Here is a 22,824-nt window from a genome sequence, read left to right as displayed (position 1 = left end):
GATGACGAGGTTGACGAGTGGCTCTCCGACACCGGCTGGCGCTCATTTTGATGGGGGCGGGATAAATTTCACCCTGTTTTCGGCCAATGCCGAGCAGGTCGAACTGTGTCTGTTTGATGATAATAATCAGGAATTGCGCATTCCGTTACCGGCCCGCAGCGGGGATATTTGGCATGGTTATCTGCCCGGAGGAAAGCCGGGGCAGCGCTATGGTTACCGCGTTAGTGGGCCATTTTCCCCGCAACAAGGCCACCGTTTTAATCCGCATAAGTTATTAATAGACCCCTGCGCCCATGCGCTAGATCGGAAAGTAGGCGATGACCCCAGCTTAAATGGCGGGGTGAACCAGCCCGACGATCGCGACAGTTCCGCTGCCGCGCCTAAGTGTATTGTGGTGCACGAACCATATGATTGGCAGGGGGATAGTTCCCCAGCGATTCCTTGGGGCAATACCGTCATTTATGAAGCCCATGTGCGCGGTTTAACCCAATTGCACCCGGATATTCCTGCTGATCTGCGCGGCACTTACGCCGGTTTGGCCCATCCCGCCATGATCAACTATTTGAAAAAACTGGGTATTACCACCTTGGAACTGTTGCCGGTGCAATTTCATGTTGATGAGCCACGGTTGCAGAAAATGGGGCTGAGTAATTACTGGGGCTATAACGTATTAGCGCCCTATGCGGTTGATCCGGAATATGTTTCTGGTCGCGAGGGAATCTCCCCGCTGCAAGAGCTGCGCGATGCAGTTAAAGCCCTGCATAAAGCCGGTATTGAAGTCATTCTGGATGTGGTGTTCAACCACTCGGCTGAATTAGATATATTTGGCCCCACACTGTGCCAGCGGGGGATCGACAATGCCAGTTACTACTGGCTAACTCCCGAGGGCGAATACGACAACATGACCGGCTGTGGCAATGCGCTGCGCCTTAGTCAGCCTTATGTGATGCAGTGGGTGCTTGACTGCCTGCGTTACTGGGTTGATTGCTGCCACATAGATGGTTTCCGTTTTGACTTGGGCACAGTTTTGGGCCGCACACCGGGTTTTGATCAGCATGCGCCCTTGTTTGCCGCACTTGCCGCTGATGAAAAACTCAGTGCCTGCAAGATGATTGCGGAACCCTGGGATATCGGCTGGGGAGGTTATCAACTGGGGAACTTCCCGGTCGGTTTTAGCGAATGGAATGACCAATATCGCGATGCCATGCGCCGCTTCTGGTTACGCGGTGATTTACCTTTAGGGCAATTCGCCCAGCATTTTGCCGCTTCCAGCCCTTTATTCAAACATCGGGAGCGTTTGCCTTCCGCCAGTATCAATCAAATTACCGCCCATGATGGTTTTACCTTGCAGGATTTGCTGTGTTTTAACCAAAAACACAATCAAATCAATGGCGAAGAGAACCGTGATGGCAGTGATAACAATCTTAGCAATAATTTTGGTCGTGAAGGTTTGGTCGCGGATGACGCTATTTGGCAGCGGCGCAAAGCTTGTCAGCGGGCATTGCTGGCGACTTTGCTGCTTTCGCAGGGCACGCCAATGCTGCTTGCTGGCGATGAACATGGTCATAGTCAGCAAGGCAACAACAATGCGTATTGCCAAAACAACATTCTCACCTGGCTTGATTGGGGGAGTCGCGATGGTGAATTAACGGCGTTTACCGCCGCACTGATTCAGTTACGCCAGCAAATTCCTGCCCTGATTAAAGACACTTGGTGGGAGGACGGCGATGGCAATGTGCAATGGTTGGATAGCCGGGGACAAGCGCTAAGTGATTCGGCTTGGGAACAAGGGTGCCAGAAACAACTGCAAATCCTGTTATCTCAGCGCTGGTTGGTGGTGATAAATGCCACGGATCAAGAGTGTGAAATGCATTTACCTGTGGGGGAATGGGTGGTGGTTCCTCCTTTTGAGCCGTCAGAGCATACGGAATTATTAACCGTATGGAACGGGTCTGCACATGCCGTTTGCGTGCTCGCACAGAAATTTTAAGGAGTCTCAATGGTTAAGTTTGAGAGCAAAGACCCGTTGATGTTAGCCAGATTATTACCGAATAAATCGGTGGCACTGATCTTGGCGGGGGGCCGTGGTTCACGGCTGAAAGATTTAACGGCTACCCGTGCAAAGCCCGCTGTCCATTTTGGTGGCAAATTCCGCATCATTGATTTTGCGCTATCCAACTGTCTGAATTCCGGTATCCGGCGCATCGGCGTGATAACACAATATCAATCCCATAGTTTGGTTCAGCATATTCAACGCGGTTGGTCATTCCTCAATGAAGAAATGAACGAGTTTGTGGACTTATTGCCCGCTCAACAGCGCTTGAGCACTGAGCAGTGGTACAAAGGTACCGCCGATGCGGTTTACCAGAACTTGGATATTATCCGCCGCTACCAAGCGGAATACATCGTCATTCTGGCGGGTGACCATATCTACAAAATGGACTACTCCCGCATGTTGCTCGACCACGCCGAAAAAGGGGCGCAATGCACTGTCGCCTGTCTCCCGGTGCCCATTAAAGAAGCCACCGAGTTTGGTGTCATGGAAGTGGCCGAGGATTATCAGATAACGGCTTTCTATGAAAAACCGGCTAATCCTCCCGCGATGCCGGGCCGCCCGGATATGGCGCTCGCCAGTATGGGCATTTACATTTTCAATGCTGATTATCTGTTTAAATTATTAGAAGACGACCAGAGTATCCCCGGCTCTAACCATGATTTTGGTCAAGATATTATTCCGAAATTGACCGAACAAAAAGTGGCCTGGGCGCATCCATTTGACCTTTCCTGTGTGACCTCGAATGCTGAATTACCCCCTTACTGGCGTGATGTCGGGACGCTGGATGCCTATTGGCGAGCCAACCTCGATTTGGCGTCGGTCACGCCAGAGCTGGATATGTATGACCGCGATTGGCCGATTCGCACCCATATGGAACCGCTGCCGCCAGCCAAGTTTGTGCAGGACCGCTCCGGTAGCCATGGTATGACCATGAACTCCTTGGTTTCCGGCGGCTGTATTGTGTCCGGCTCGGTGGTGGTGCATTCGGTATTATTCCCGCGGGTGCGGGTGAACTCGTTTTGCACTATTGATTCCACCTTACTGCTGCCAGAAGTCAATGTTGGCCGTTCCTGCCGGTTGCGCCGCTGTATTATTGACCGCGCCTGCCAGATACCCGAAGGGACGGTTATTGGGGAGAACGCCGAAGAAGACAGTAAGCGTTTTTACCGCTCGGAGGGTGGGGTGGTGTTAGTGACTCGCGCCATGCTGGCCAAGCTGGCGGCGAAATAGGGCTATTTTATTTGCCACTTTGAACTTGGGCAGTGCTAAAAATCCTCACGTACTGCGTGTACGCTCCGGTTTTTGCGCGCTGGCCGCATTCAAATTGGCTGCAACAATAACGCCCATTTGGATCATTTCTAGTTTATTAGATTAGAAGTAAGTACAAACCAGATGGAAAGATCAGAGGTTATGATGCGGGTTCTACACGTATGTTCTGAGCTATTCCCATTGCTAAAAACCGGGGGATTGGCTGACGTTGTTGGTGCTTTACCTGCCGCCCAAATTGCTGAAGGGGCCGATGTTCGGGTCATGCTACCGGCTTTTCCTGATTTGCGCCGGGGCATTCCAGACACGGTTTTGGTCAGAGAGATTGATACCTTTGCAGGCCGTGTTTCATTACGTTATGGGCATTATCAGGGGATTGGTATTTACCTGATTGATGCACCGGGCCTCTATGACCGGGCAGGTAGCCCGTATCACGACCCATCCTTACATGCTTATGCCGATAACTATCGTCGTTTTGCATTACTGGGATGGATGGCTTGCGAACTGGCTTGTGGGCTGGATGGTTACTGGCGTCCTGAGGTGGTACATGCCCATGACTGGCATGCCGGGCTAGCCTGTGCTTATCTCGCCGCCCGTGGCCGCCCTGCGCGATCGGTATTTACCGTCCATAATTTGGCTTATCAAGGGTTGTTTTCTGGTCATCATTTGGCTGAAATACAACTGCCTGCGGCATTCTTCCAAATGTACGGGCTTGAGTTCTACGGCCAAATTTCCTATCTGAAAGCCGGGCTGTTCTTTGCTGACCATATCACCACGGTCAGCCCGACCTATGCTAAGGAAATTACCCAACCCGCTTTTGGCTACGGCATGGAGGGATTGCTACAAGAGCGGGCCAGTCAGGGGCGATTGACCGGGATCCTCAATGGCGTAGACAGCAATATTTGGGACCCCCAAACTGATGCTTTGCTCCATGCTCGCTATGATGCAGAAAACCTGCAAAAGAAAGCGGTGAATAAAGTACACTTGCAAACCACTATGGGTTTGGAACTAACTGAAAAGAAACCTATTTTTTGCGTGGTCAGCAGGCTGACAGAGCAAAAAGGGTTAGATTTAGTGCTGGAGGCGTTGCCCGATTTACTGAAATTAGGCGGGCAATTGGCTGTTCTGGGCGCGGGGGATGCCATTTTGCAAGAGGCGTTTTTGGCGGCTGCGGCAGACTATTCCGGCCAGGTTGGGGTGCAAATAGGCTATCACGAAGCATTCTCGCACCGAATCATTGCTGGTGCGGATGTGATTCTGGTGCCCAGCCGTTTTGAACCCTGTGGGCTAACACAGTTGTATGGTTTGAAGTATGGCACATTGCCGCTGGTCCGGCATACGGGCGGGTTGGTAGATACCGTGGTGGATTGCGCGCTGGAAAATCTGGCGGATGGCAGTGCCTCGGGGTTTGTGTTTGATGAATGCGATGCACAGGCATTGGTGCGGGCGATTCGCCGTGCTTTTGTTCTGTGGAGCCGACCAAAACATTGGCGTCATGTTCAGCGCCACGCGATGGGGTTGGATTTTGGTTGGCAGGTCGCAGCGGCAGATTACCTGTCACTTTATCGGCGTCTTTGATTGCTGGTTGGTTAGAAATACACATTGGGGAATCGCGATGACATCACCATTCAGTTATACCTCACCTGTTGTCAGTGTGGACGCGCTGAAACACTCCATTGCCTACAAATTGATGTTTATTGTGGGTAAAGACCCCTCTATTGCGACTCAGCATGATTGGCTGAATGCGACCTTATTTGCAGTGCGCGACCGGATGGTCGAACGCTGGCTGCGTTCTAATCGCGCACAATTATCACAGGATGTTCGGCAGGTTTATTATTTGTCGATGGAGTTCCTCTTAGGGCGAACGCTCTCTAATGCCCTGTTATCGATGGGAATTTATGAAGATATCGAGCAGGCGCTGGATGAAATGGGCCTCAATCTATCTGAGCTGTTGCAAGAAGAAAATGACCCCGGCTTAGGTAATGGTGGGTTAGGGCGATTGGCGGCGTGTTTTCTGGATTCATTGGCCACATTGGCCCTACCGGGGCGCGGCTACGGCATTCGCTACGAATATGGCATGTTCAGCCAGAAAATCGTCAATGGCCAACAGATGGAATCGCCGGATAACTGGCTAGAATATGGCAATGCCTGGGAATTCCCACGGCACAATACCCGCTATAAAGTGCGTTTTGGTGGCCGAATTCAGCAGGAAGGCAGCAAAATCCGCTGGCTGGAAACTGAAGAAATCCTCGCCTGCGCTTATGATCAAATCATCCCCGGTTTTGATACCGACGCCACAAATACACTGCGCTTATGGTCTGCACAGGCCAGTAATGAAATCAATCTGGGGAAATTCAATCAGGGCGATTACTTTGCGGCGGTGGAAGATAAAAACCATTCAGAAAACGTCTCTCGGGTGCTTTACCCCGATGACTCGACCTACTCCGGGCGCGAACTGCGCCTGCGGCAAGAATACTTTTTAGTTTCCGCCACTGTGCAGGATATTCTCAGCCGCCATTGGGCGATGCATCAAACCTTCGATAATTTGGCTGATAAGATTGCTATTCACCTCAATGATACCCACCCGGTGCTCTCTATCCCCGAGATGATGCGTTTGCTGATTGATGAGCATAAATTTAGTTGGATGGACGCCTGGGATGTGGTGCAGCAAGTGTTTTCCTACACTAACCACACCCTGATGAGTGAGGCGCTGGAGACTTGGCCCATCGACATGATTGGCAAAATATTGCCGCGCCATCTGCAAATCATCTTTGATATCAATGACCATTTCCTCAAACTGGTGCAGGAACAGTATCCGAATGAGCCAGAATTGCTGCCGCGTGTATCAATTATTAATGAACATGATGGCCGACGAGTTCGTATGGCCTGGCTTGCGGTGATCGCCAGCCATAAAGTGAACGGCGTGTCGGCCCTGCATTCAGAATTAATGGTGCAATCGTTGTTTGCCGATTTTGCCCGTATTTTCCCTAATCGTTTCTGTAATAAAACCAATGGCGTCACCCCACGGCGCTGGCTGGGGCTGGCTAACCGGCCATTGGCGGCGGTGTTGGATGACAGCATCGGCCACAACTGGCGCACTGATTTGAGCCAACTCAGCGAGCTGGAAAAGAATCTCGATTACCCGAGTTTCTTGCAGGCGCTACAGAAATCCAAGCTGGAGAACAAGAAGCGGCTGGCTTCCTATATTGCTGAAAAACTGAATATTGTGGTGAATCCTGCGGCGCTGTTTGATGTGCAAATCAAGCGTATTCATGAATACAAACGGCAGTTGTTGAATGTGCTGCATGTGATAACTCGCTATAACCGCATTCTCGAAGCTCCTGATGAGAAGTGGGTACCGCGCGTGGTGATTTTTGCCGGGAAAGCGGCATCAGCGTATTATAGTGCGAAGCAAATCATTCGTTTGATCAATGATGTAGCGAAAGTGATCAATAATGATCCACGGATTAATAATCTGCTGAAAGTGGTATTTATCCCGAACTACAGTGTCAGCCTGGCGCAGTTGATCATTCCGGCGGCGGATCTCTCCGAACAAATCTCACTGGCGGGTACCGAAGCATCAGGAACCAGTAATATGAAATTTGCGCTGAATGGGGCGCTGACGATTGGCACTTTGGATGGGGCGAATGTCGAGATCCGCGAACATGTGGGCGAGGAGAATATCTTTATCTTTGGTAATACCACCGAGCAGGTTGAGGCGCTGCGTAACAGCGGCTATAACCCACGGAAATATTACGACGAAGATCCAGAACTTCATTTGGTATTGACGCAAATTGCCACCGGCGCTTTCAGCCCAGAAGAACCTAATCGATACACCAGCCTGTTTGATTCACTGGTTAATCTGGGTGATCACTATCAATTGCTGGCAGATTATCGCAGCTATGTGGATACCCAAGAGCAAGTCGATACACTCTATCGCCATCCGGATGAATGGACACGTAAAACCTTACTCAATATCGCCAATATGGGCTATTTCTCTTCAGACCGGACTATTGAAGAGTATGCCGATGATATTTGGCATATTAAGCCAATCAGGCTCTAAATATTCGGTGGGTTAATAACAAAAACCCGCTTCAACAGCGAACTGTGAAGCGGGTTTTTTAACAGATTGGTTATGAGTATTTGTTATCAGGAAACTAAGGACAGCGTCTGCTGCTTTTCGGCTTGTGCTGCTGCCAGCCACTCGGCAATCCGCTGTTTCTGTGCTTCGTCTAGCGTCATACCTAACTTGGTACGACGCCAGATGGCATCATCGAGTTCAACAACCCACTCTTTTTCAACCAAATAGCGCAATTCTGCTTCATACAAACCGTGGCCGAAATGTTCGCCCAAGCTGTCGAGGCTGGTGGCATTCGCCAAAATGAGTTCGCTGTGGCTGCCATAGGTGCGGGTATAGCGGCGTGCTAACCCTTCCGGTAACCAGTTATAGCGATGGCGTAGCTGCAGGGTATAGTTATCACGGCTGCCGCCAATATCTCCGCCCGGTAAAGAGCCGGTTTTTGTCCACGCCGGGCCGACATTCGGATAATAGCCGGATAGTTTTTCCAGCGCGTGTTCCGCCAGTTTACGGTAAGTGGTCAGTTTGCCGCCAAATACCGACAGCAGCGGCGCTTTGCCGCTTTCATCCGCGACATCCAGTGTGTAATCGCGGGTCACTGCTTGCGGCGAATCTGATTCATCATCACATAGCGGACGGACACCAGAGTAAGTCCAGACGATATCGTCGCGACCCAGCTGCTTTTTAAAGTGGTCGTTATAGACCTTCAACAGATAATCAATTTCCTGGTCATCTATTTTCACCTCTTTTGGATCGCCGTGATATTCCACGTCGGTGGTGCCGATGATGGAATATTCATCCAACCATGGAATGACGAAGACAATACGGTGGTCTTCGTTTTGAAGAATATAGGCTTGTGGTTGGTTATGAACTCGCGGCACCACAATATGGCTACCTTTGATTAGGCGGATACCATAAGGTGATTTTAGTTTCAGGCCATCATCGAAGAACTGTTTAACCCATGGGCCGGTGGCATTTACCAAACCTTTAGCACGCCAGGTAAAGGTCTTGCCGGTGTCGACATCCACAGCTTCGACCATCCATAAACCTTGCTCACGCCAGGCACGGGTGACTTTGGTGCGAGTACGCACTTCGCCGCCGCGCTCGACCACTTCCTGAGCATTCAATACCACCAGACGGGCATCATCGACCCAGCAGTCTGAATATTCGAAACCGCGCACTAATTCGGGCTTCAATACTGATTCTGGTCCAAAACGCAGCCCTTTACTGGCTGGCAGGCTGGTGCGTTTGCCCAAGTGGTCGTACAAGAATAAGCCGGTGCGAATCATCCAAGCCGGGCGCAGATGGGGCTGATGGGGCAGGCGGAAGCGCATCGGGAAAGCAATATGAGGAGCCATTTTCAGCAAAACCTCACGTTCGGCCAATGCTTCACTGACCAGGCGGAACTCATAATGTTCCAGATAGCGCAGGCCACCGTGGATGAGTTTGGAACTGGCGGAAGACGTAGCGCAGGCCAAATCTTGTGCTTCCAGCAGCAGAACGGACAGGCCACGCCCTGCAGCGTCAGCAGCGATACCGGCACCATTAATGCCGCCACCGATCACAATCAAGTCTTTGGTTTCCATGCTTACTTCCTCCGGATGTTCGAAATAGCTCTTTAATGTTCGTTTTCGCTCATGATTGTAATCAAAAACCAACAAACAAGCCAAGACTTAACCAAAAAAAAACATTTATGCGTGATGGAAGTAACAGTTTTGTTATTGATATGTAGTGGGGAGAGGGGTTTAGGTTTGGCTTTGGTGATTAGGTTTGGTTGTTCGGTGTTCGGTGTTCGGTGATCCGATTCGGTTGACATGAGTTCAGTGATTAGTTGATTAGTTGGTCCGGTTGGTTCGTCGGAGGTTCAGATCAACTCAGTTGCTCTAACAACCGAACAAAATCACTGAACTGAATCGCCAAAATAAACTACTAGCAAAGCTCTAATTGAACTTCATGCTGCTCAATAATCTTCATTACGCTGGCTGGTGGCATCTGGTCGGTAAACAAATAATCAATCAGATTCATGTTCCCCAGATTCACCATCGCGTTACGGCCAAACTTGGAATGGTCGGTGACCAGCATCACGCAGCGGGAGTTTTCGATAATGGCCCGCTTGGTCCGCACTTCATGGTAATCAAACTCCAGTAGAGAGCCGTCCATATCAATGCCGCTGATACCCAGAATGCCGTAATCGAGGCGGAACTGAGAAATGAAATCCAGCGTGGCTTCGCCAATAATCCCACCATCACGGGTGCGAACTTCACCACCGGCTAAAATTAGCCGGAAATCCTCTTTAGCGGTTAACAATGTCGCCACATTCAGATTATTGGTCACCACGCGCAGGCCTTTATGATTCATTAAAGCATGAGCGACCGCTTCTGGAGTGGTGCCGATATCAATAAACAGTGTCGCGCCATCGGGGATCTGGCTGGCAACACGTTGGGCAATGCGCGCCTTTTCTGCCGACCACATCACTTTACGGTCGTTATAAGCCGCGTTCACTGAACTGGAGGGTAATGCGGCGCCACCATGATGGCGGTGAATCTTGTTTTGATCCGCCAAATCATTCAAATCGCGTCGGATGGTTTGCGGGCTAACGGCAAAATGCTCCACTAGCTCTTCAGTACTGACGTAGCCTTGTTGGCGTACCAATTCAATAATCGCATCATGCCGCTGCGTTTGCTTCACGGTAATCCCCTAATTCGCCTGGTTGTTCCAGACAGTTATTGTGTGGTTCTTGCGCTGTTGCGCGTATCCCAAAATGCCATCAGTAACCCAATAATCAGGCCTGAAACATGCGCTGCATTGGCGATCGACAAACCTAAAATATCGAAATACCCAGCAACCAACCAGAGAACAGAAAAAGCCATTAAGCCGCGAGGCAATGAAATACCGCGCTCGGGTGCGCGCTCGCCAGTCAGCCAAACATAACCCATTAAGGCATATACCACGCCAGAAAGGCCGCCAAAATTCACACCACTAAACAGCGATTGCCCCCAGCCACTAAATAAGGCGGAAACAATAGTTAATACCAGTAATTTACCGGTGCCAAGCCGTTTTTCCATCTGCCCGGCCAGATACCACCACCACATCAGGTTAAACAGGATGTGTAACAGGGAAAAATGCAGTAAAGCATGGCTGACCCAACGCCATATTTGCAGATATTGGCTATCGTCACGAGGCCACGCCAGCCAGGACATCACTGCGGCATCACCGACGATTTGCATCAGAATATAGATGGCGATACACAGCACCATAACACTCAGCGTCAGTGGGCCGGCCTGACTGCGGAGAGTCTGGAGGTAAGAAAAGCGTTGGTACGGCAAATTAGAATGCAGATTGCCCGATTGCCAACTGGCCGCTTGGTAGCGTGGATTGAGGGGATCGAGTAAAAACTGTTCCAGCTCATGCTGCACCAAGGGCAATTGCTCATCATCCGCTAACCAAATCTCAGCACCCTGAGAATCTGGTCGCACTTCCAGCGCCACCTTGTGAGTGGCCATATAATCAACAAAGGCCTGCGCCAGACGTAGATTAGATATTGCTATCACACGAACCATTTTGTCTATCACCGTCTAACGAAATTTTAATCAGAGTGCTTAAAAATATCACAATCTGGTTGGCTGTGGCGAATGGCAGGTTACAAATAGGCAACAGAATCAGACATTTTCATGAGCGATTTCTTGCGGGTAACTCCTGGCCCAAGCTTCAAAACCGCCATCAATGCTGTAAACCGTCTCAAAACCTTGCTGAAGGAGATATTGCGCCGCGCCTTTGCTGCTGTTGCCGTGATAGCACATCACCAGCACCGGCTGTTCAAAATCAGTTTGTTGCATAAAGGTGTGCAAACTGCTGTTGGTCAGATGGAACGCCTCCGGTGCATGACCCGCTTCAAAACTTTGTGGGTCGCGGATATCAACTAAAACTGCTTTGTTTTCTTTTAGGCGGTTATAGGCCTGCTCAATACTGATTGTTTCAAACTGTTCCATACTGTTGATGACCTTTAATCGCGATTGAATATTCAAGCGCGAGATTGTAATCAATTTTTCGCCAATAAAGACCAGTTAAATAGAGTGGTTATTAGCCGCCTTACCCCGTCAGAGAGATACTCTCAGGATAAACGGCGGTCTGTCATTAATATCTGGGCCAATGATTGCCAATCAGTCAGATAGATAAACTTCAATTTAACTCACTGATATTTAAATTTAATGACAGAGTTTTCGTTAAACGTACCCCATCATCTGTAATAATCGTTGCGCTTGCTGTACTGCGTCTTGCCGGTGGGCGACACCTAACTTTTGATACAAATTACGAATGTGTGTCTTAATGGTGGTGGCAGCCACATCTAGCTCGCCCGCTATTTGGTCATTACTGTAGCCGGAGTAAATCAGCCCCAAGACCTGCCATTCGCGTTGGGTAAGTGGGCTGGTGCGAATTAGCTCCGGAACTTGCGGGTGAGTTAGCAGCTTATCGACGAAGATCTCATCGAAATGAGCAAATTTATGCCGATGATGCTGATTAATGTCTTTCAAGATTCGTTGGGCGCGATGCTGCTCTAATTCGGGTAATGCATTGAGTTGAATTAGCTGGCGCAACTGCTGCGCCATCGCCTCACCTTCAATCACAAAATGGCTGATAAAACCGGTGCGATTGGCCAATGAAAGGGATTCAATCAGCGCTTTTTGTGCTTCACTTTTCCGTTCAGTTTGCCAGTAAAGAGTGTTACTTAACAATAGATTACGGTTCAGGTCACTGGTGAGCCGCAAGCGGCGCGCATTCTCATTAAGTTCGTCCAGCACCACTTCCGCTTCATTAAACCGGCCCAACATAATCTGGATGCGCGCAATATTGCGCCATTGCCCCTGCAAAAAGTGATTATCGGCCATCCCCGGTTTTTCGGCCTGACGCAGCCAATTCGCCGCCGCGACTTTATCTCCAGTCATTTGCCAATGAATAACCCGGGGTTTATCGGCATTGGTAATCCAATCGAGATGATATTGGCTGCCGTGTTGCAGCGCCTCGCAGCGCTGAATATACATGTTGGCGTTATCTAAATCCCCACGGGCCAGCGAACATTTTGCCAACATCGCCAGACACTGTAATTGCTGCTGTGGCTGATAGTTGACCAGAATTTCGATACCTTTGCGCGCCGCTTCTTCAGCTTCATCCAGCCGTGACCACGACCACAATACCTGGGAGCGAATGCGCAATAAGAATTCATGCATCGGAAGCTGTTCAAGATGCTGTTCATGAATTAAATCAAAGGCTTTATCTTGTGTTTCATAAGCGGCTTGCAGGAATCCCTGCGCAATCAGAATTTCACTCTGCTGCAATAGCGCCCATAAAGCATAGTGAAAGACTTCGTGGCGGCGTGCCATTTGCTCAGTTTGCTGCATCATCGGCAGTGCGCGGCTCAGTTCGCCTTTGCAATGATGAACTTCCCCGGTGACCGAGGTCGCGACAATGCGGCTGTAGAAGTTTGCCATTGGTAGATATTTCAGCGCATCAGTTGCCAGCTTCTCGGCTTCCTCCGGTTTACCGGCATTGATAGCAACTTGAGCACGTAAAGCATCAAACTCAGCCCGCAAAATATCATCAATAGGAATTTTACGTTCCTGCATTGCCGATTCAGCGCGCTCAAGCAAGGTATTGACCTCACCGTAGCGATGTTGGCTTTGCGCCAGCCATGCCTGTAGCAATGCCAGTTCAGGATTTTGCACCAATAAAGAGTAGGGCAGGGCGAGCAGACATTGTTCCAGCAGGGCCAACTCACTGTGGTTAAACAGGCTCCAGGCGTGTTGCAACAAAATGTCACGTAGCATGCCGACATCGCCCGCCGCCAATGCATGATGGATAGCTTCAGCCGGATAGCCCAGTGCCAGCCAACCTTCAGCCGCGGCATGGTGTAACTCTGGCAATTCTAATGCCAGTTCCCATTGGCAGCGCTGGCGCAGGAAAGTGGCGAACAATGGATGGAAGCAGAACCATTCACCGCTGTCATCCATTCGATGAATAAATAGCCCCTGACGCTCTAATTCTTCCAGCCGTTGTTGGCCGTTATCTTCACCGGTCAGGCGCACTATCAGGGCATCATTCATTGAGCGCAATACCGAGCAGCGCAACAGGAAAGCGCGCGCATCGGCATCGACCTGATCCAGCACTTCATCGACCAGATAGTCTGACAAATGACTGGCATTCAAACCGGCCAACCGTTTTGCTGATTTCTGTGCTGAGGAATTGGGCTGGCGCGATGACAACGCGATCAATTGCAGCGCTGTCGCCCACCCTTCCACTTCATCACACAGGCGGCTGCTATCACCTTGCTCCAGTGGTACGGAGAGGCGGCAATCAAAGAATTGCTGCGCTTCCTGATGATTAAATGCCAACTGCTGCATACCTAATTCCAACAACTGGTCGCGCACCCGCAGGTTAGCAATACCCAGTGGTGGCAAGGTGCGAGAAAGCAGAATCAGAGTCAGATTTTCCGGCTGATGGCGCAGGAAAAAGCGCATAGCTTCATGAATGGCATCATTGGTAATCAGATGATAATCATCAATTACCAGATACAGCGGGCCGTCCCAATCGGACAGCTCGATAAATAATTGCGCAAACAGCGCAGAGAGACTGGCATATTGATGCTTCTGGCTGAGGGCCTCGCTTTTGCTGCAATGGCCTCTGGTCGCTAATTGTATGGCGGCGATCAAATAGCTCGCAAAGCGCTCAGGTTGATTGTCACTTTCATCCAGAGAATACCAGCCCAGATCGCACTGATCAGCTGCCCACTGAGCGATCAATGTCGTCTTACCATACCCCGCAGGGCAATTTATTAATGTCAGGCGGTAATTTGCGACGCCAGATAACTTCACTAACAAGCGATCGCGTATCACGGTATTTTGCAGCCGTACCGGGCGGCTCAGTTTTGATGGGATAAGCATGCTGTGTCCGGTTTAAAAGGGTTCCGGTGAGAAGACGTCCTGACGTTTGATATGTCCATTTTTAATGAGTTGTTACAGGCATTCATAAGAGTAATTATTTTTAGCCTCGTAATTAATCAGCACTGCTAAGGTCTGATAACGGCCATCTTATTGCAATAGAGTTAATGTTTCCTGTGGCTGTAAGTTGCACCGGATCACAATTTTAGCTACGCCCTGCGACTCATCCCCAGCTAACTACCCGGCAGGATGATGCTCTTGTCCATTCTCATTGGCAGGATAAGGGTAAAATTACCCCACTCACAGGATTAGAGACTTCCCTATGTCACAGCCTATGCTTAAAAAGGACGATTTCCTGGCCGCACTGGCCCGCCAGTGGCAGCGCTTTGGTTTAACTTCTGCTCAGCAAATGACCCAACACCAATGGTGGGAAGCGGTCAGCGCGGCATTGGCCGAGCAACTGTCAGCTCAGCCCGCCCCACAGCAAGCCAAAAAAGTACAGCGCCATGTTAACTATATTTCGATGGAGTTTTTAATTGGCCGTTTAACCGCCAATAACCTGATTAATCTGGGGTGGTATGACCAAGTAGAGGCGCTGTTGGCGGAACAGCAGGTTAACTTGAGCGACCTGTTAGAACAGGAAACTGATCCCGCATTGGGCAATGGTGGTTTGGGCCGTTTGGCAGCTTGTTTCCTTGATTCAATGGCGACAGTTGAGCAGCCCGCCACTGGCTATGGCCTGAATTATCAATATGGTTTGTTCCGCCAATCTTTCAGTGAATGTAAGCAGCAGGAAGCGCCGGACAATTGGCAGCGCGAAAGCTACCCGTGGTTCCGTCATAATGCCGCGCTGGCGGTGGATGTTGGCTTTGGTGGCAAGCTGGAGAAACAGGCGGATGGTCGTCAGTTATGGCGCCCGGCCTTTACCTTACGTGGCGAAGCTTGGGATTTGCCGGTGCTGGGCTTTCGTAACGGCGTGACTCAACCCTTGCGTTTATGGCAAGCCACTCATCAGCATCCATTTGATTTAACTAACTTTAATGACGGTAAGTTCTTGCTTGCCGAGCAAAATGGTGTTGAAGCAGAAAAGCTGACTAAAGTGCTGTATCCCAATGATAATCATCTGGCCGGTAAACGCCTGCGGCTGATGCAGCAATATTTCCAGTGCGCTTGTTCGGTGGCCGATATCTTGCGCAAGCACCATCTGGCGGGTCGTAAAGTGGCCGAATTGCCGGATTATGAAGTCATTCAGTTGAATGATACCCACCCGACTATCGCTATTCCTGAAATGCTGCGCGTGTTGCTGGATGAGCATCAGCTCAGTTGGGATGCCGCTTGGGCGATTACCAGCAAAACTTTCGCCTACACCAACCACACTCTAATGCCCGAAGCGCTTGAATGTTGGGATGAAAAACTGGTGCGTAGCTTGCTGCCACGTCATTTTGTCATCATCAAGCAAATCAATGCTCAGTTTAAGAAGTTGGTCGATAAGCAATGGCCGGGCGATGAAGAGGTCTGGGCCAAGCTGGCAGTCCACCATAATAAACAAGTGCGGATGGCCAATTTGTGTGTGGTGAGCGGCTTTGCCGTCAACGGCGTTGCACAGTTGCACTCAGATCTGGTTATCAAAGATCTGTTCCCTGAATACTATCAATTATGGCCAAATAAATTCCACAATGTTACTAATGGTATTACCCCGCGCCGCTGGTTGAAGCAATGTAACCCGGCTCTGTCCGGTTTGATTGACGACACATTAAAAGTGGAATGGGCGAATAATCTGGATGCATTAGCCGGGCTTGAGTCTTATGCCGAAGATAAAGTTTTCCGCCAACACTATCAGCAGATCAAATATGACAATAAAGTTAAATTAGCTGCATATGTTAAGCGCGTTATGGGGATAACGATTAACCCGGATGCTATCTTTGATGTACAGATTAAGCGGCTGCATGAATATAAACGTCAGCATTTGAATCTGTTGCATATTCTGTCGCTGTATCGCCAGATTCGTGACAACCCGAACCTGGATATTGCCCCACGTGTATTCCTATTCGGGGCGAAAGCTGCGCCGGGTTATTATTTAGCTAAAAATATTATTTATGCGATTAATCAGGCGGCGGAGAAGATCAATAATGATCCAATCGTCAAAGATCGCCTGAAAGTGGTGTTCATTCCTGACTACCGCGTTTCGGTCGCAGAATTGATGATCCCGGCGGCAGATGTGTCCGAGCAGATCTCCACTGCCGGTAAAGAAGCTTCTGGGACCGGCAACATGAAGTTGGCGCTGAATGGCGCATTAACGGTGGGGACACTGGACGGCGCTAACGTCGAGATTGCTGAACAGGTCGGTGATGAGAATATCTTTATTTTCGGCAACACCGTTGAACAGGTAAAAGCCATTCTGGCGCAAGGTTATAAGCCGCAGGCATATTTGAAATCTGACGCACATCTGAAAAGTATTCTGGATGAGCTTGCCAGCGGTGCATTTAGCCAAGGTGATAAACACGCATTTGACATGATGCTGCATAGCCTGTTGGAAGGGGGAGACCCTTATCTGGTATTGGCTGATTTTGCTTCATATTGTCAGGCACAGAAGCAAATTGATGCCCTTTACCGCGATAAGGATGAATGGACCCGCCGTACCATTCTTAATACCGCTCGGGTAGGGATGTTCAGTTCTGACCGTTCAATTCGCGATTATCAAACGCGGATCTGGCAAGCCAAACGTTAAGGAGAAGACTGCATGGATCGTAAATCGCTCGATCAAGCAGCGACACTGGCAGGGATAGCCGCCAACTATATTAATGCGCATGGTAAGCCGCAGGCTATTTCGGCACAAACTAAGCAGCAGTTGTTGGCGGCCATGGGGCGCACCAGTATGCCTCCTGACTCCCAGACAGAAAAAGCACCATTACCACCGGTAAAAGTATTTACTTTTGGCAGCGCAATGCAGCTGCCAATGGCGGGTTCAGGCGATTATCACTGGCAGTTACAGACCGAAAAAGGTGATTTACATCAAGGACGTATCAGTGCCAAAAAGACGCTGACCTTGCCCGCCTCACTGCCGCAGGGTTATCACCGTTTGGTGCTGGAGCAAGGCTTACAACAGTGGCAGTGTTCAGTTATCGTCGCGCCGAAGCGCTGTTTTGAGCCGGATGCCTTGCTGGCAGGGAAAAAACTCTGGGGAGCCTGTGTGCAGCTGTATACCCTGCGCTCTGAGCACAACTGGGGTATTGGTGATTTTGGTGATTTAAACCAGATGTTGGAGCAGGTGGGTGAGCGCGGTGGGGCCTTTATCGGCCTTAACCCGATTCATGCGCTGTATCCGGCCAATCCACAAAGTGCCAGCCCCTACAGCCCCTCTTCACGGCGCTGGCTGAATGTGATTTATATTGACGTCAATCGCGTGGATGAATTCCAGCACAGCGAAGCCGCGCAAACTTGGTGGAATCAGCCCGAGACACAAAGTGCGCTGGCGCAAGCGCGCACTAGCGAATGGGTTGATTATCCGCAAGTGATGCAACTCAAACTGGCCGCGTTGCGTTTGGCTTTCCCGCTTTTTACGGCCCGCAAAGCAAAAGATGCGCGGGTGCAGGCTTTCCATCGATTTGTTGAACAAGGTGGCAGTAGCCTGCATCAACAGGCCGCTTTTGATGCTCTTCATGCTCATTTGAGTGAAAATGACCCGATGATGTGGGGCTGGCCGGTATGGCCGGAAAAATATCGTGATGGGCGCAGCACGGGTGTGGCTGATTTTTGTCGTGAACATGCAGATGAAGTGAATTTCTATCTGTGGTTGCAGTGGTTGGCTGCCAGCCAGTTTGATGACTGTTTCCGCGCCAGCCAAACACAAAAAATGCCGCTGGGTTTGTATCGTGACTTGGCGGTAGGTGTTGCAGAAGGTGGCGCTGAAACTTGGTGTGATCGCGAATTATATTGCCTTAAAGCTTCGGTGGGAGCACCGCCCGATATTTTAGGGCCGCTGGGGCAAAATTGGGGCTTGCCGCCAATGGATCCGCACGTCATGGCCGCTCGCGCTTATCAGCCTTTTATTGATTTGCTGCGCGCCAATATGACCAGTTGTGGCGCGCTGCGTATTGACCATGTGATGGCATTATTGCGTTTGTGGTGGATTCCTTACGGCCAAACCGCGGATCAAGGGGCTTATGTTAAATACCCAGTCGATGATTTGCTGGCGATACTCGCTTTAGAGAGCCAGCGCCACAACTGCATGGTCATTGGTGAAGATTTAGGCACGGTGCCGGTTGAGATTGTTGCCAAGCTGCGCGACAGCGGGGTGTATTCCTATAAAGTGCTTTATTTTGAGCATGACAGCGAAAACACTTTCCGCGCACCACAGTCTTATCCGGTACAGGCGATGGCGACCATCACCACCCATGACCTGCCGACCTTACGCGGTTATTGGCAAAGTGATGATTTGACGTTGGGGAATAAGCTGGGGTTATATCCGGACCAACAGATGTTGAAACAGCTCTATCTTGATAGGGAACGTGCGAAACAAGGTTTGCTGGAAGGGCTGCATCATTATGATTGTGTGCCAAAGAAAGTCGGTCATAAAGCATCGTTGCTATCGATGAGCCCTGTTCTCAACCGCGGATTGCAGCGCTATGTGGCTGACAGTGCCAGTGCGTTACTGGGGTTGCAGCCGGAAGACTGGCTGGATATGGCCGCTCCAGTCAACATTCCTGGCACCAGTGATGAGTATCCAAACTGGCGGCGCAAGTTGACATCAACTTTGGAAGAGATGTTCGCCGACGACCAGATTAATCGTTTATTGAAAGATTTGGATAAGCGCCGCAAGAATGTTTCAGCGGGGTGACTTTTTAGGTCGTACAAAGGGTCATTAGTTGATTGGTTCGGTTGACATGAGATTGTCGCCCACCCAACCCTTGATGCTTCAACCGGTTAAGGGTGTGTGGCGCACACCCTTAACAATCCCGCGCCTTGCGCGAAATATTGTGGCTGCGCCATTCCCTCCAGCAGCCGCTAGCCTTGTCGAGCCAACGCGATGGGCATCCGTGCCCAAGCGCGCTTTTCGCCGAGGTATTCGTCCCGTCCTTGGGACTCACCCCTTCGGGGCCACTGCAAGCAGCGTTCAAATCTGCTCCCGGCAGATTTGTCCATGGCGGCTCACTCGGGCCATCGTTTTTGTCGGCAATATTCCTGATTGCGCTCAACGTCAAAACATAAACTCGTCGACTTCAAGTGCCGCTAACACTGCTGTAGCGCCAAGGACGCAGGATAAGGTTTGTTAACTGTCTAATATTAGCCAAAGTCATTGGTGTTACAGCAAGGCAGCAAGCGAACAAGCCCCGATGAGCTGACTTGAGTCAGTGATTCGGGTGAGTGAGTGCCGCTAACACTGCTGTAGCGCCAAGGACGCAGGATAATTAGTAGTAAGAATGCTCGCCGCGCTGATGCTCGGTCAAATCTCTCACACCTTTCAATTCTGGGAATTTCTGCAATAACTCTTTTTCGATGCCTTCTTTCAAGGTCACATCGACCATGGAACAGCCGTTACAACCGCCACCGAATTGCAGGATAGCCAATGCATCTGGCGTGATTTCCATCAAGGTGACACGGCCACCGTGACCGGCCAATTGCGGGTTGATTTGCGATTGCAGCACATACTCAACCCGTTCCATCAGCGGAGCATTGTCATCCACTTTGCGCATTTTTGCGTTAGGCGCTTTGAGTGTCAGTTGAGAACCTAACTGGTCAGTGACGAAATCGATTTCAGCGTCTTCCAGATAAGGTTTGCTCAGTTCATCAATATAAGCTGATAACTGCTCGAATTTCAGTACGGTATCTGTTGCTTCAACGGCATCCGGTGGGCAGTAAGACACACCGCACTCAGCGGTTGGCGTACCGGGGTTGATAACAAATACGCGGATTTGGGTGCCTTCTTCTTGATTTGCCAACAGTTTGGCAAAATGAGATTGTGCTGCGTCTGTTATTGTGATCATGGCATCTGCTCAATAGTTGACTATTCTTGTCGGTTATAATACGCCCATTGTTAGGGTGACTACAAGGTTCGGCAAATACACCAGACCTGCAATGAGGCGATCTCCTGAGCCCATAGTAGCTTGGCAATCTCATTCAGTGTACTGCCTGTTGTCACAACATCATCCAGCAGAGCAATATGTTGCCCGCGAATGGGTTCCATGCAGCGAAATATTCCCTGCATATTTTTACGCCGTGCTGCGGCTTTTAATTGCTGCTGAGGGGGCGTCGCACGAATGCGGCGTAAAGTGGTATTGCTGTAGTCGCAGCCCAGCCAGCGAGCCAATGGGCGTGCTAATAACTCTGTTTGATTATACCCGCGCCGCCAACAGCGCCAGCGGTGTAGCGGCACACTGATAATCCTATCCGGTTTGATGACATGACCGTGGCGCTTGGCATCGAGCCAGCGCAGTAAGAATAATCGGGCCAATACCGGTGCCAGTGAGGTCGCCCCACTAAATTTTAGCTTTTTTATCAACCCATTCAATGGAGGAATGTAATCGCTGACAAATATCATGCGCATCCAGGGCCGTGGTTGCTGAAGGCACCGGCCACAGAGCAAAACAGTATTGCCGCAAGGTAGGCCGCAGTAAGGGCAGCAAGGCGGTAATGGGGGTAAGTGGCGGCGGCAGTAGCAACAAATACCGTGCTTTGGGTGATACAGCGGTTGCTGGCATAGCCAACATTGGCTGATGATTGTTAGCATGTATATCTTCCTTGAATACTCTTCGTCCTTGAAGCCGCAAGGGTGCTGGATGTGCTCACTCACCCGAATCACTTACTGGTCTTGATCTTAAAATATAAGTCAGCTCATCGGGACTTGTTCACTTGCCGCCTACCTGCAACTCCAATGACTTTGGGTATATTGCTCTATTTCCATAAAACAACTTTTCCACTAAACAATTGAATCCTGCAAAATGCCTGACATGGCTGTTAGCACGGATTGGACAGGATACTAACGTATGAAACAACTTTATTGGAACATCTGCGGTGAAGGCGATCGCAGTCTTGTGTTACTGCACGGATGGGGGCTGAATGCGGGAGTATGGCATTGCATAATTGATCGACTCGCGCCGCATTTTCGCCTGCATTTAGTTGATCTTCCCGGCTATGGTCGCAGCAATGAATTTGGCGCGATGTCACTGTCTGAAATGGCTGAAATAGTCTTACAACAAGCACCTAAACAAGCTATATGGCTGGGTTGGTCAATGGGCGGGTTGGTTGCTAGCCAGATAGCTTTGCAGCATCCCGAGCGGGTCAGTGGGCTTATCACAGTGGCTTCTTCCCCGTGTTTTGCGGCTCATGATGAGTGGCCGGGCATCCGCCCAGAGGTCTTGGCGGGTTTCCAACAACAACTCAGTGAGGATTTCCAGCGCACCGTTGAACGTTTTCTGGCACTGCAAACATTGGGGACGGAAAGCGCCCGCCAGGATGCCCGTTTGTTGAAAGCTGTTGTATTGCAACATCAAATGCCGGAAGTGAGTGTCTTGACCGGTGGGTTAGATATCCTGCGCACGGCGGATTTGCGCGAAGCGTTAGCCGGCTGCTCTCTGCCTTTCTTGCGTATTTATGGTTATCTGGATGGGTTGGTGCCGCGCAATGTCGCCTCATTGTTAGATAGCCAATGGCCGCGTAGCCAATCCGTGGTGATGAAAGGCTGTGCCCATGCGCCATTTGTTTCTCATCCTGATGAATTTTCGAAACTCATTATCGATTTCTCGCAATAGAAGAGTGACTAACATTCTATTTTTTGGCTTTCTGTGCGCTATGGCTGGCGATAACAACACTTTGGCAACAGTGGCTAAATAAAATTTAATCGTCGATTTAATGGCTAAATATTAAATTTAATTAATAATTGTTAATGTATTAGTTCAATACTTATAAGTATTAACCATTCATTTGCGAGGTATTCGGTATGAATTTATTGAAAAATCTGGCGGTAGCTCTGGTGGTGACGGGGGTTTCTTTTGGCGCGATGGCGGCTAAAGAAATTACTAAAGAAGAAGCTAAAAATTACGAAAAGATTGGCACAATATCGACTTCAGGTGAAGCAACATCGCCAATGGACGTGAAGCATGAACTGTCAAAATTGGCAGACGAGAAAGGCGGTAAGTATTACCTGATTATTGCCGAGCGCGAGAAAGGGAAGTTTGCTGCCGATGCAGAAGTCTATAAATAATGTTAGCAGAGATGCCCAAGTGGGCATCTCATTTTGCATTATATTAATTTTTTAACTGATAAATCACTGTGTTACATTGATTCTTGCCCTCGGGGCAACTCTTGCAACTGCCACTTAGGCACCCGCGATTATCTTGCTCAATACGTTCAATTTTGCCCATTGCGGTCAACTTTTCCAGCATGGCCTCAACCAGAGGTAAAGGCAGCGCCAATTGGTGGCTTAACTGCTTGGCATCAGTGTTGCCGCTGAGAGCGATTGCATCGCGCAATTGTACCAAGCTTGCCATAGCTCC

Annotated in this window: 16 protein-coding genes; 8 read left to right on the top strand and 8 right to left on the bottom strand. The window is 49.9% G+C overall.

Translation table 11 applies throughout. From position 1 onward, the window contains the following. The first annotated feature begins 1 nt into the window (after position 1). The 4 genes from glgX (at position 2) to glgP (ending at position 7,385) form a co-directional block, all read left to right on the top strand. Complete coding sequence (gene glgX / locus FTA91_RS12430) at positions 2-1,990, top strand: glycogen debranching protein GlgX (RefSeq protein ID WP_145536033.1); 1,989 nt, start codon at positions 2-4, stop codon at positions 1,988-1,990. 9 nt (positions 1,991-1,999) lie between these two features. Then, the gene (glgC, locus tag FTA91_RS12425; protein WP_050112059.1) at positions 2,000-3,286 is read left to right on the top strand and encodes a glucose-1-phosphate adenylyltransferase; all 1,287 of its coding nucleotides are present in this window, start codon (positions 2,000-2,002) and stop codon (positions 3,284-3,286) included. Positions 3,287-3,469: 183 nt separating this feature from the next. Beyond that, complete coding sequence (gene glgA, locus FTA91_RS12420; protein ID WP_050112457.1) at positions 3,470-4,900, top strand: glycogen synthase GlgA; 1,431 nt, start codon at positions 3,470-3,472, stop codon at positions 4,898-4,900. Positions 4,901-4,937: 37 nt separating this feature from the next. Beyond that, positions 4,938-7,385 carry a glycogen phosphorylase gene (glgP, locus tag FTA91_RS12415; protein WP_050112058.1) on the top strand — a complete coding sequence of 816 codons (2,448 nt, stop codon included), beginning with the start codon at positions 4,938-4,940 and terminating at the stop codon, positions 7,383-7,385. A gap of 86 nt (positions 7,386-7,471) precedes the next feature. On the opposite strand, the gene glpD is transcribed toward glgP, so the two are convergent. The 5 genes from glpD to malT form a co-directional block, all read right to left on the bottom strand. Continuing rightward, positions 7,472-8,986, bottom strand: a complete 1,515-nt coding sequence (gene glpD / locus FTA91_RS12410; RefSeq protein WP_050112056.1) for a glycerol-3-phosphate dehydrogenase — start codon at positions 8,984-8,986, stop codon at positions 7,472-7,474. 343 nt (positions 8,987-9,329) lie between these two features. Next, complete coding sequence (locus FTA91_RS12405) at positions 9,330-10,088, bottom strand: DeoR/GlpR family transcriptional regulator (protein WP_050112055.1); 759 nt, start codon at positions 10,086-10,088, stop codon at positions 9,330-9,332. 35 nt (positions 10,089-10,123) lie between these two features. Next, positions 10,124-10,960 carry a rhomboid family intramembrane serine protease GlpG gene (glpG, locus tag FTA91_RS12400; RefSeq protein WP_050112054.1) on the bottom strand — a complete coding sequence of 279 codons (837 nt, stop codon included), beginning with the start codon at positions 10,958-10,960 and terminating at the stop codon, positions 10,124-10,126. 99 nt (positions 10,961-11,059) lie between these two features. Continuing rightward, entirely contained in the window at positions 11,060-11,389 is a 330-nt protein-coding gene (gene glpE, locus FTA91_RS12395; RefSeq protein ID WP_050112053.1) for a thiosulfate sulfurtransferase GlpE, read from the bottom strand. A gap of 234 nt (positions 11,390-11,623) precedes the next feature. Next, positions 11,624-14,335, bottom strand: a complete 2,712-nt coding sequence (malT, locus tag FTA91_RS12390) for an HTH-type transcriptional regulator MalT (protein WP_145536034.1) — start codon at positions 14,333-14,335, stop codon at positions 11,624-11,626. 319 nt (positions 14,336-14,654) lie between these two features. On the opposite strand from malT, the gene malP reads away from it, so the two are divergent. Together malP and malQ are read left to right on the top strand one after the other, a co-directional pair. Further along, positions 14,655-17,060, top strand: a complete 2,406-nt coding sequence (gene malP / locus FTA91_RS12385) for a maltodextrin phosphorylase (RefSeq protein WP_050112051.1) — start codon at positions 14,655-14,657, stop codon at positions 17,058-17,060. 12 nt (positions 17,061-17,072) lie between these two features. Continuing rightward, entirely contained in the window at positions 17,073-19,169 is a 2,097-nt protein-coding gene (gene malQ / locus FTA91_RS12380; protein WP_145536035.1) for a 4-alpha-glucanotransferase, read from the top strand. A gap of 571 nt (positions 19,170-19,740) precedes the next feature. Here the strand turns inward: malQ and nfuA are convergent. Continuing rightward, positions 19,741-20,316, bottom strand: a complete 576-nt coding sequence (gene nfuA / locus FTA91_RS12375; RefSeq protein ID WP_038637289.1) for a Fe-S biogenesis protein NfuA — start codon at positions 20,314-20,316, stop codon at positions 19,741-19,743. Positions 20,317-20,375: 59 nt separating this feature from the next. Next, positions 20,376-21,059, bottom strand: a complete 684-nt coding sequence (gene gntX / locus FTA91_RS12370; RefSeq protein ID WP_145536036.1) for a DNA utilization protein GntX — start codon at positions 21,057-21,059, stop codon at positions 20,376-20,378. 256 nt (positions 21,060-21,315) lie between these two features. Here gntX and bioH point away from each other — a divergent pair, with 256 nt between their 5' ends. Next, positions 21,316-22,080 (top strand): pimeloyl-ACP methyl ester esterase BioH, encoded by a 765-nt coding sequence (bioH, locus tag FTA91_RS12365; RefSeq protein WP_050112047.1) that lies wholly within the window; start codon positions 21,316-21,318, stop codon positions 22,078-22,080. A gap of 188 nt (positions 22,081-22,268) precedes the next feature. Beyond that, complete coding sequence (locus FTA91_RS12360; protein ID WP_038637281.1) at positions 22,269-22,532, top strand: YdgH/BhsA/McbA-like domain containing protein; 264 nt, start codon at positions 22,269-22,271, stop codon at positions 22,530-22,532. A gap of 43 nt (positions 22,533-22,575) precedes the next feature. Here the strand turns inward: FTA91_RS12360 and FTA91_RS12355 are convergent, their stop codons facing one another. Further along, positions 22,576-22,818, bottom strand: a complete 243-nt coding sequence (locus FTA91_RS12355; RefSeq protein ID WP_145536037.1) for a FeoC-like transcriptional regulator — start codon at positions 22,816-22,818, stop codon at positions 22,576-22,578. Positions 22,819-22,824 lie beyond the last annotated feature (6 nt).

The sequence above is a fragment of the Yersinia thracica genome (assembly GCF_902170565.1).
Taxonomy (GTDB): domain Bacteria; phylum Pseudomonadota; class Gammaproteobacteria; order Enterobacterales; family Enterobacteriaceae; genus Yersinia; species Yersinia thracica.
This window is presented reverse-complemented; position numbering and strand designations above follow the sequence as displayed.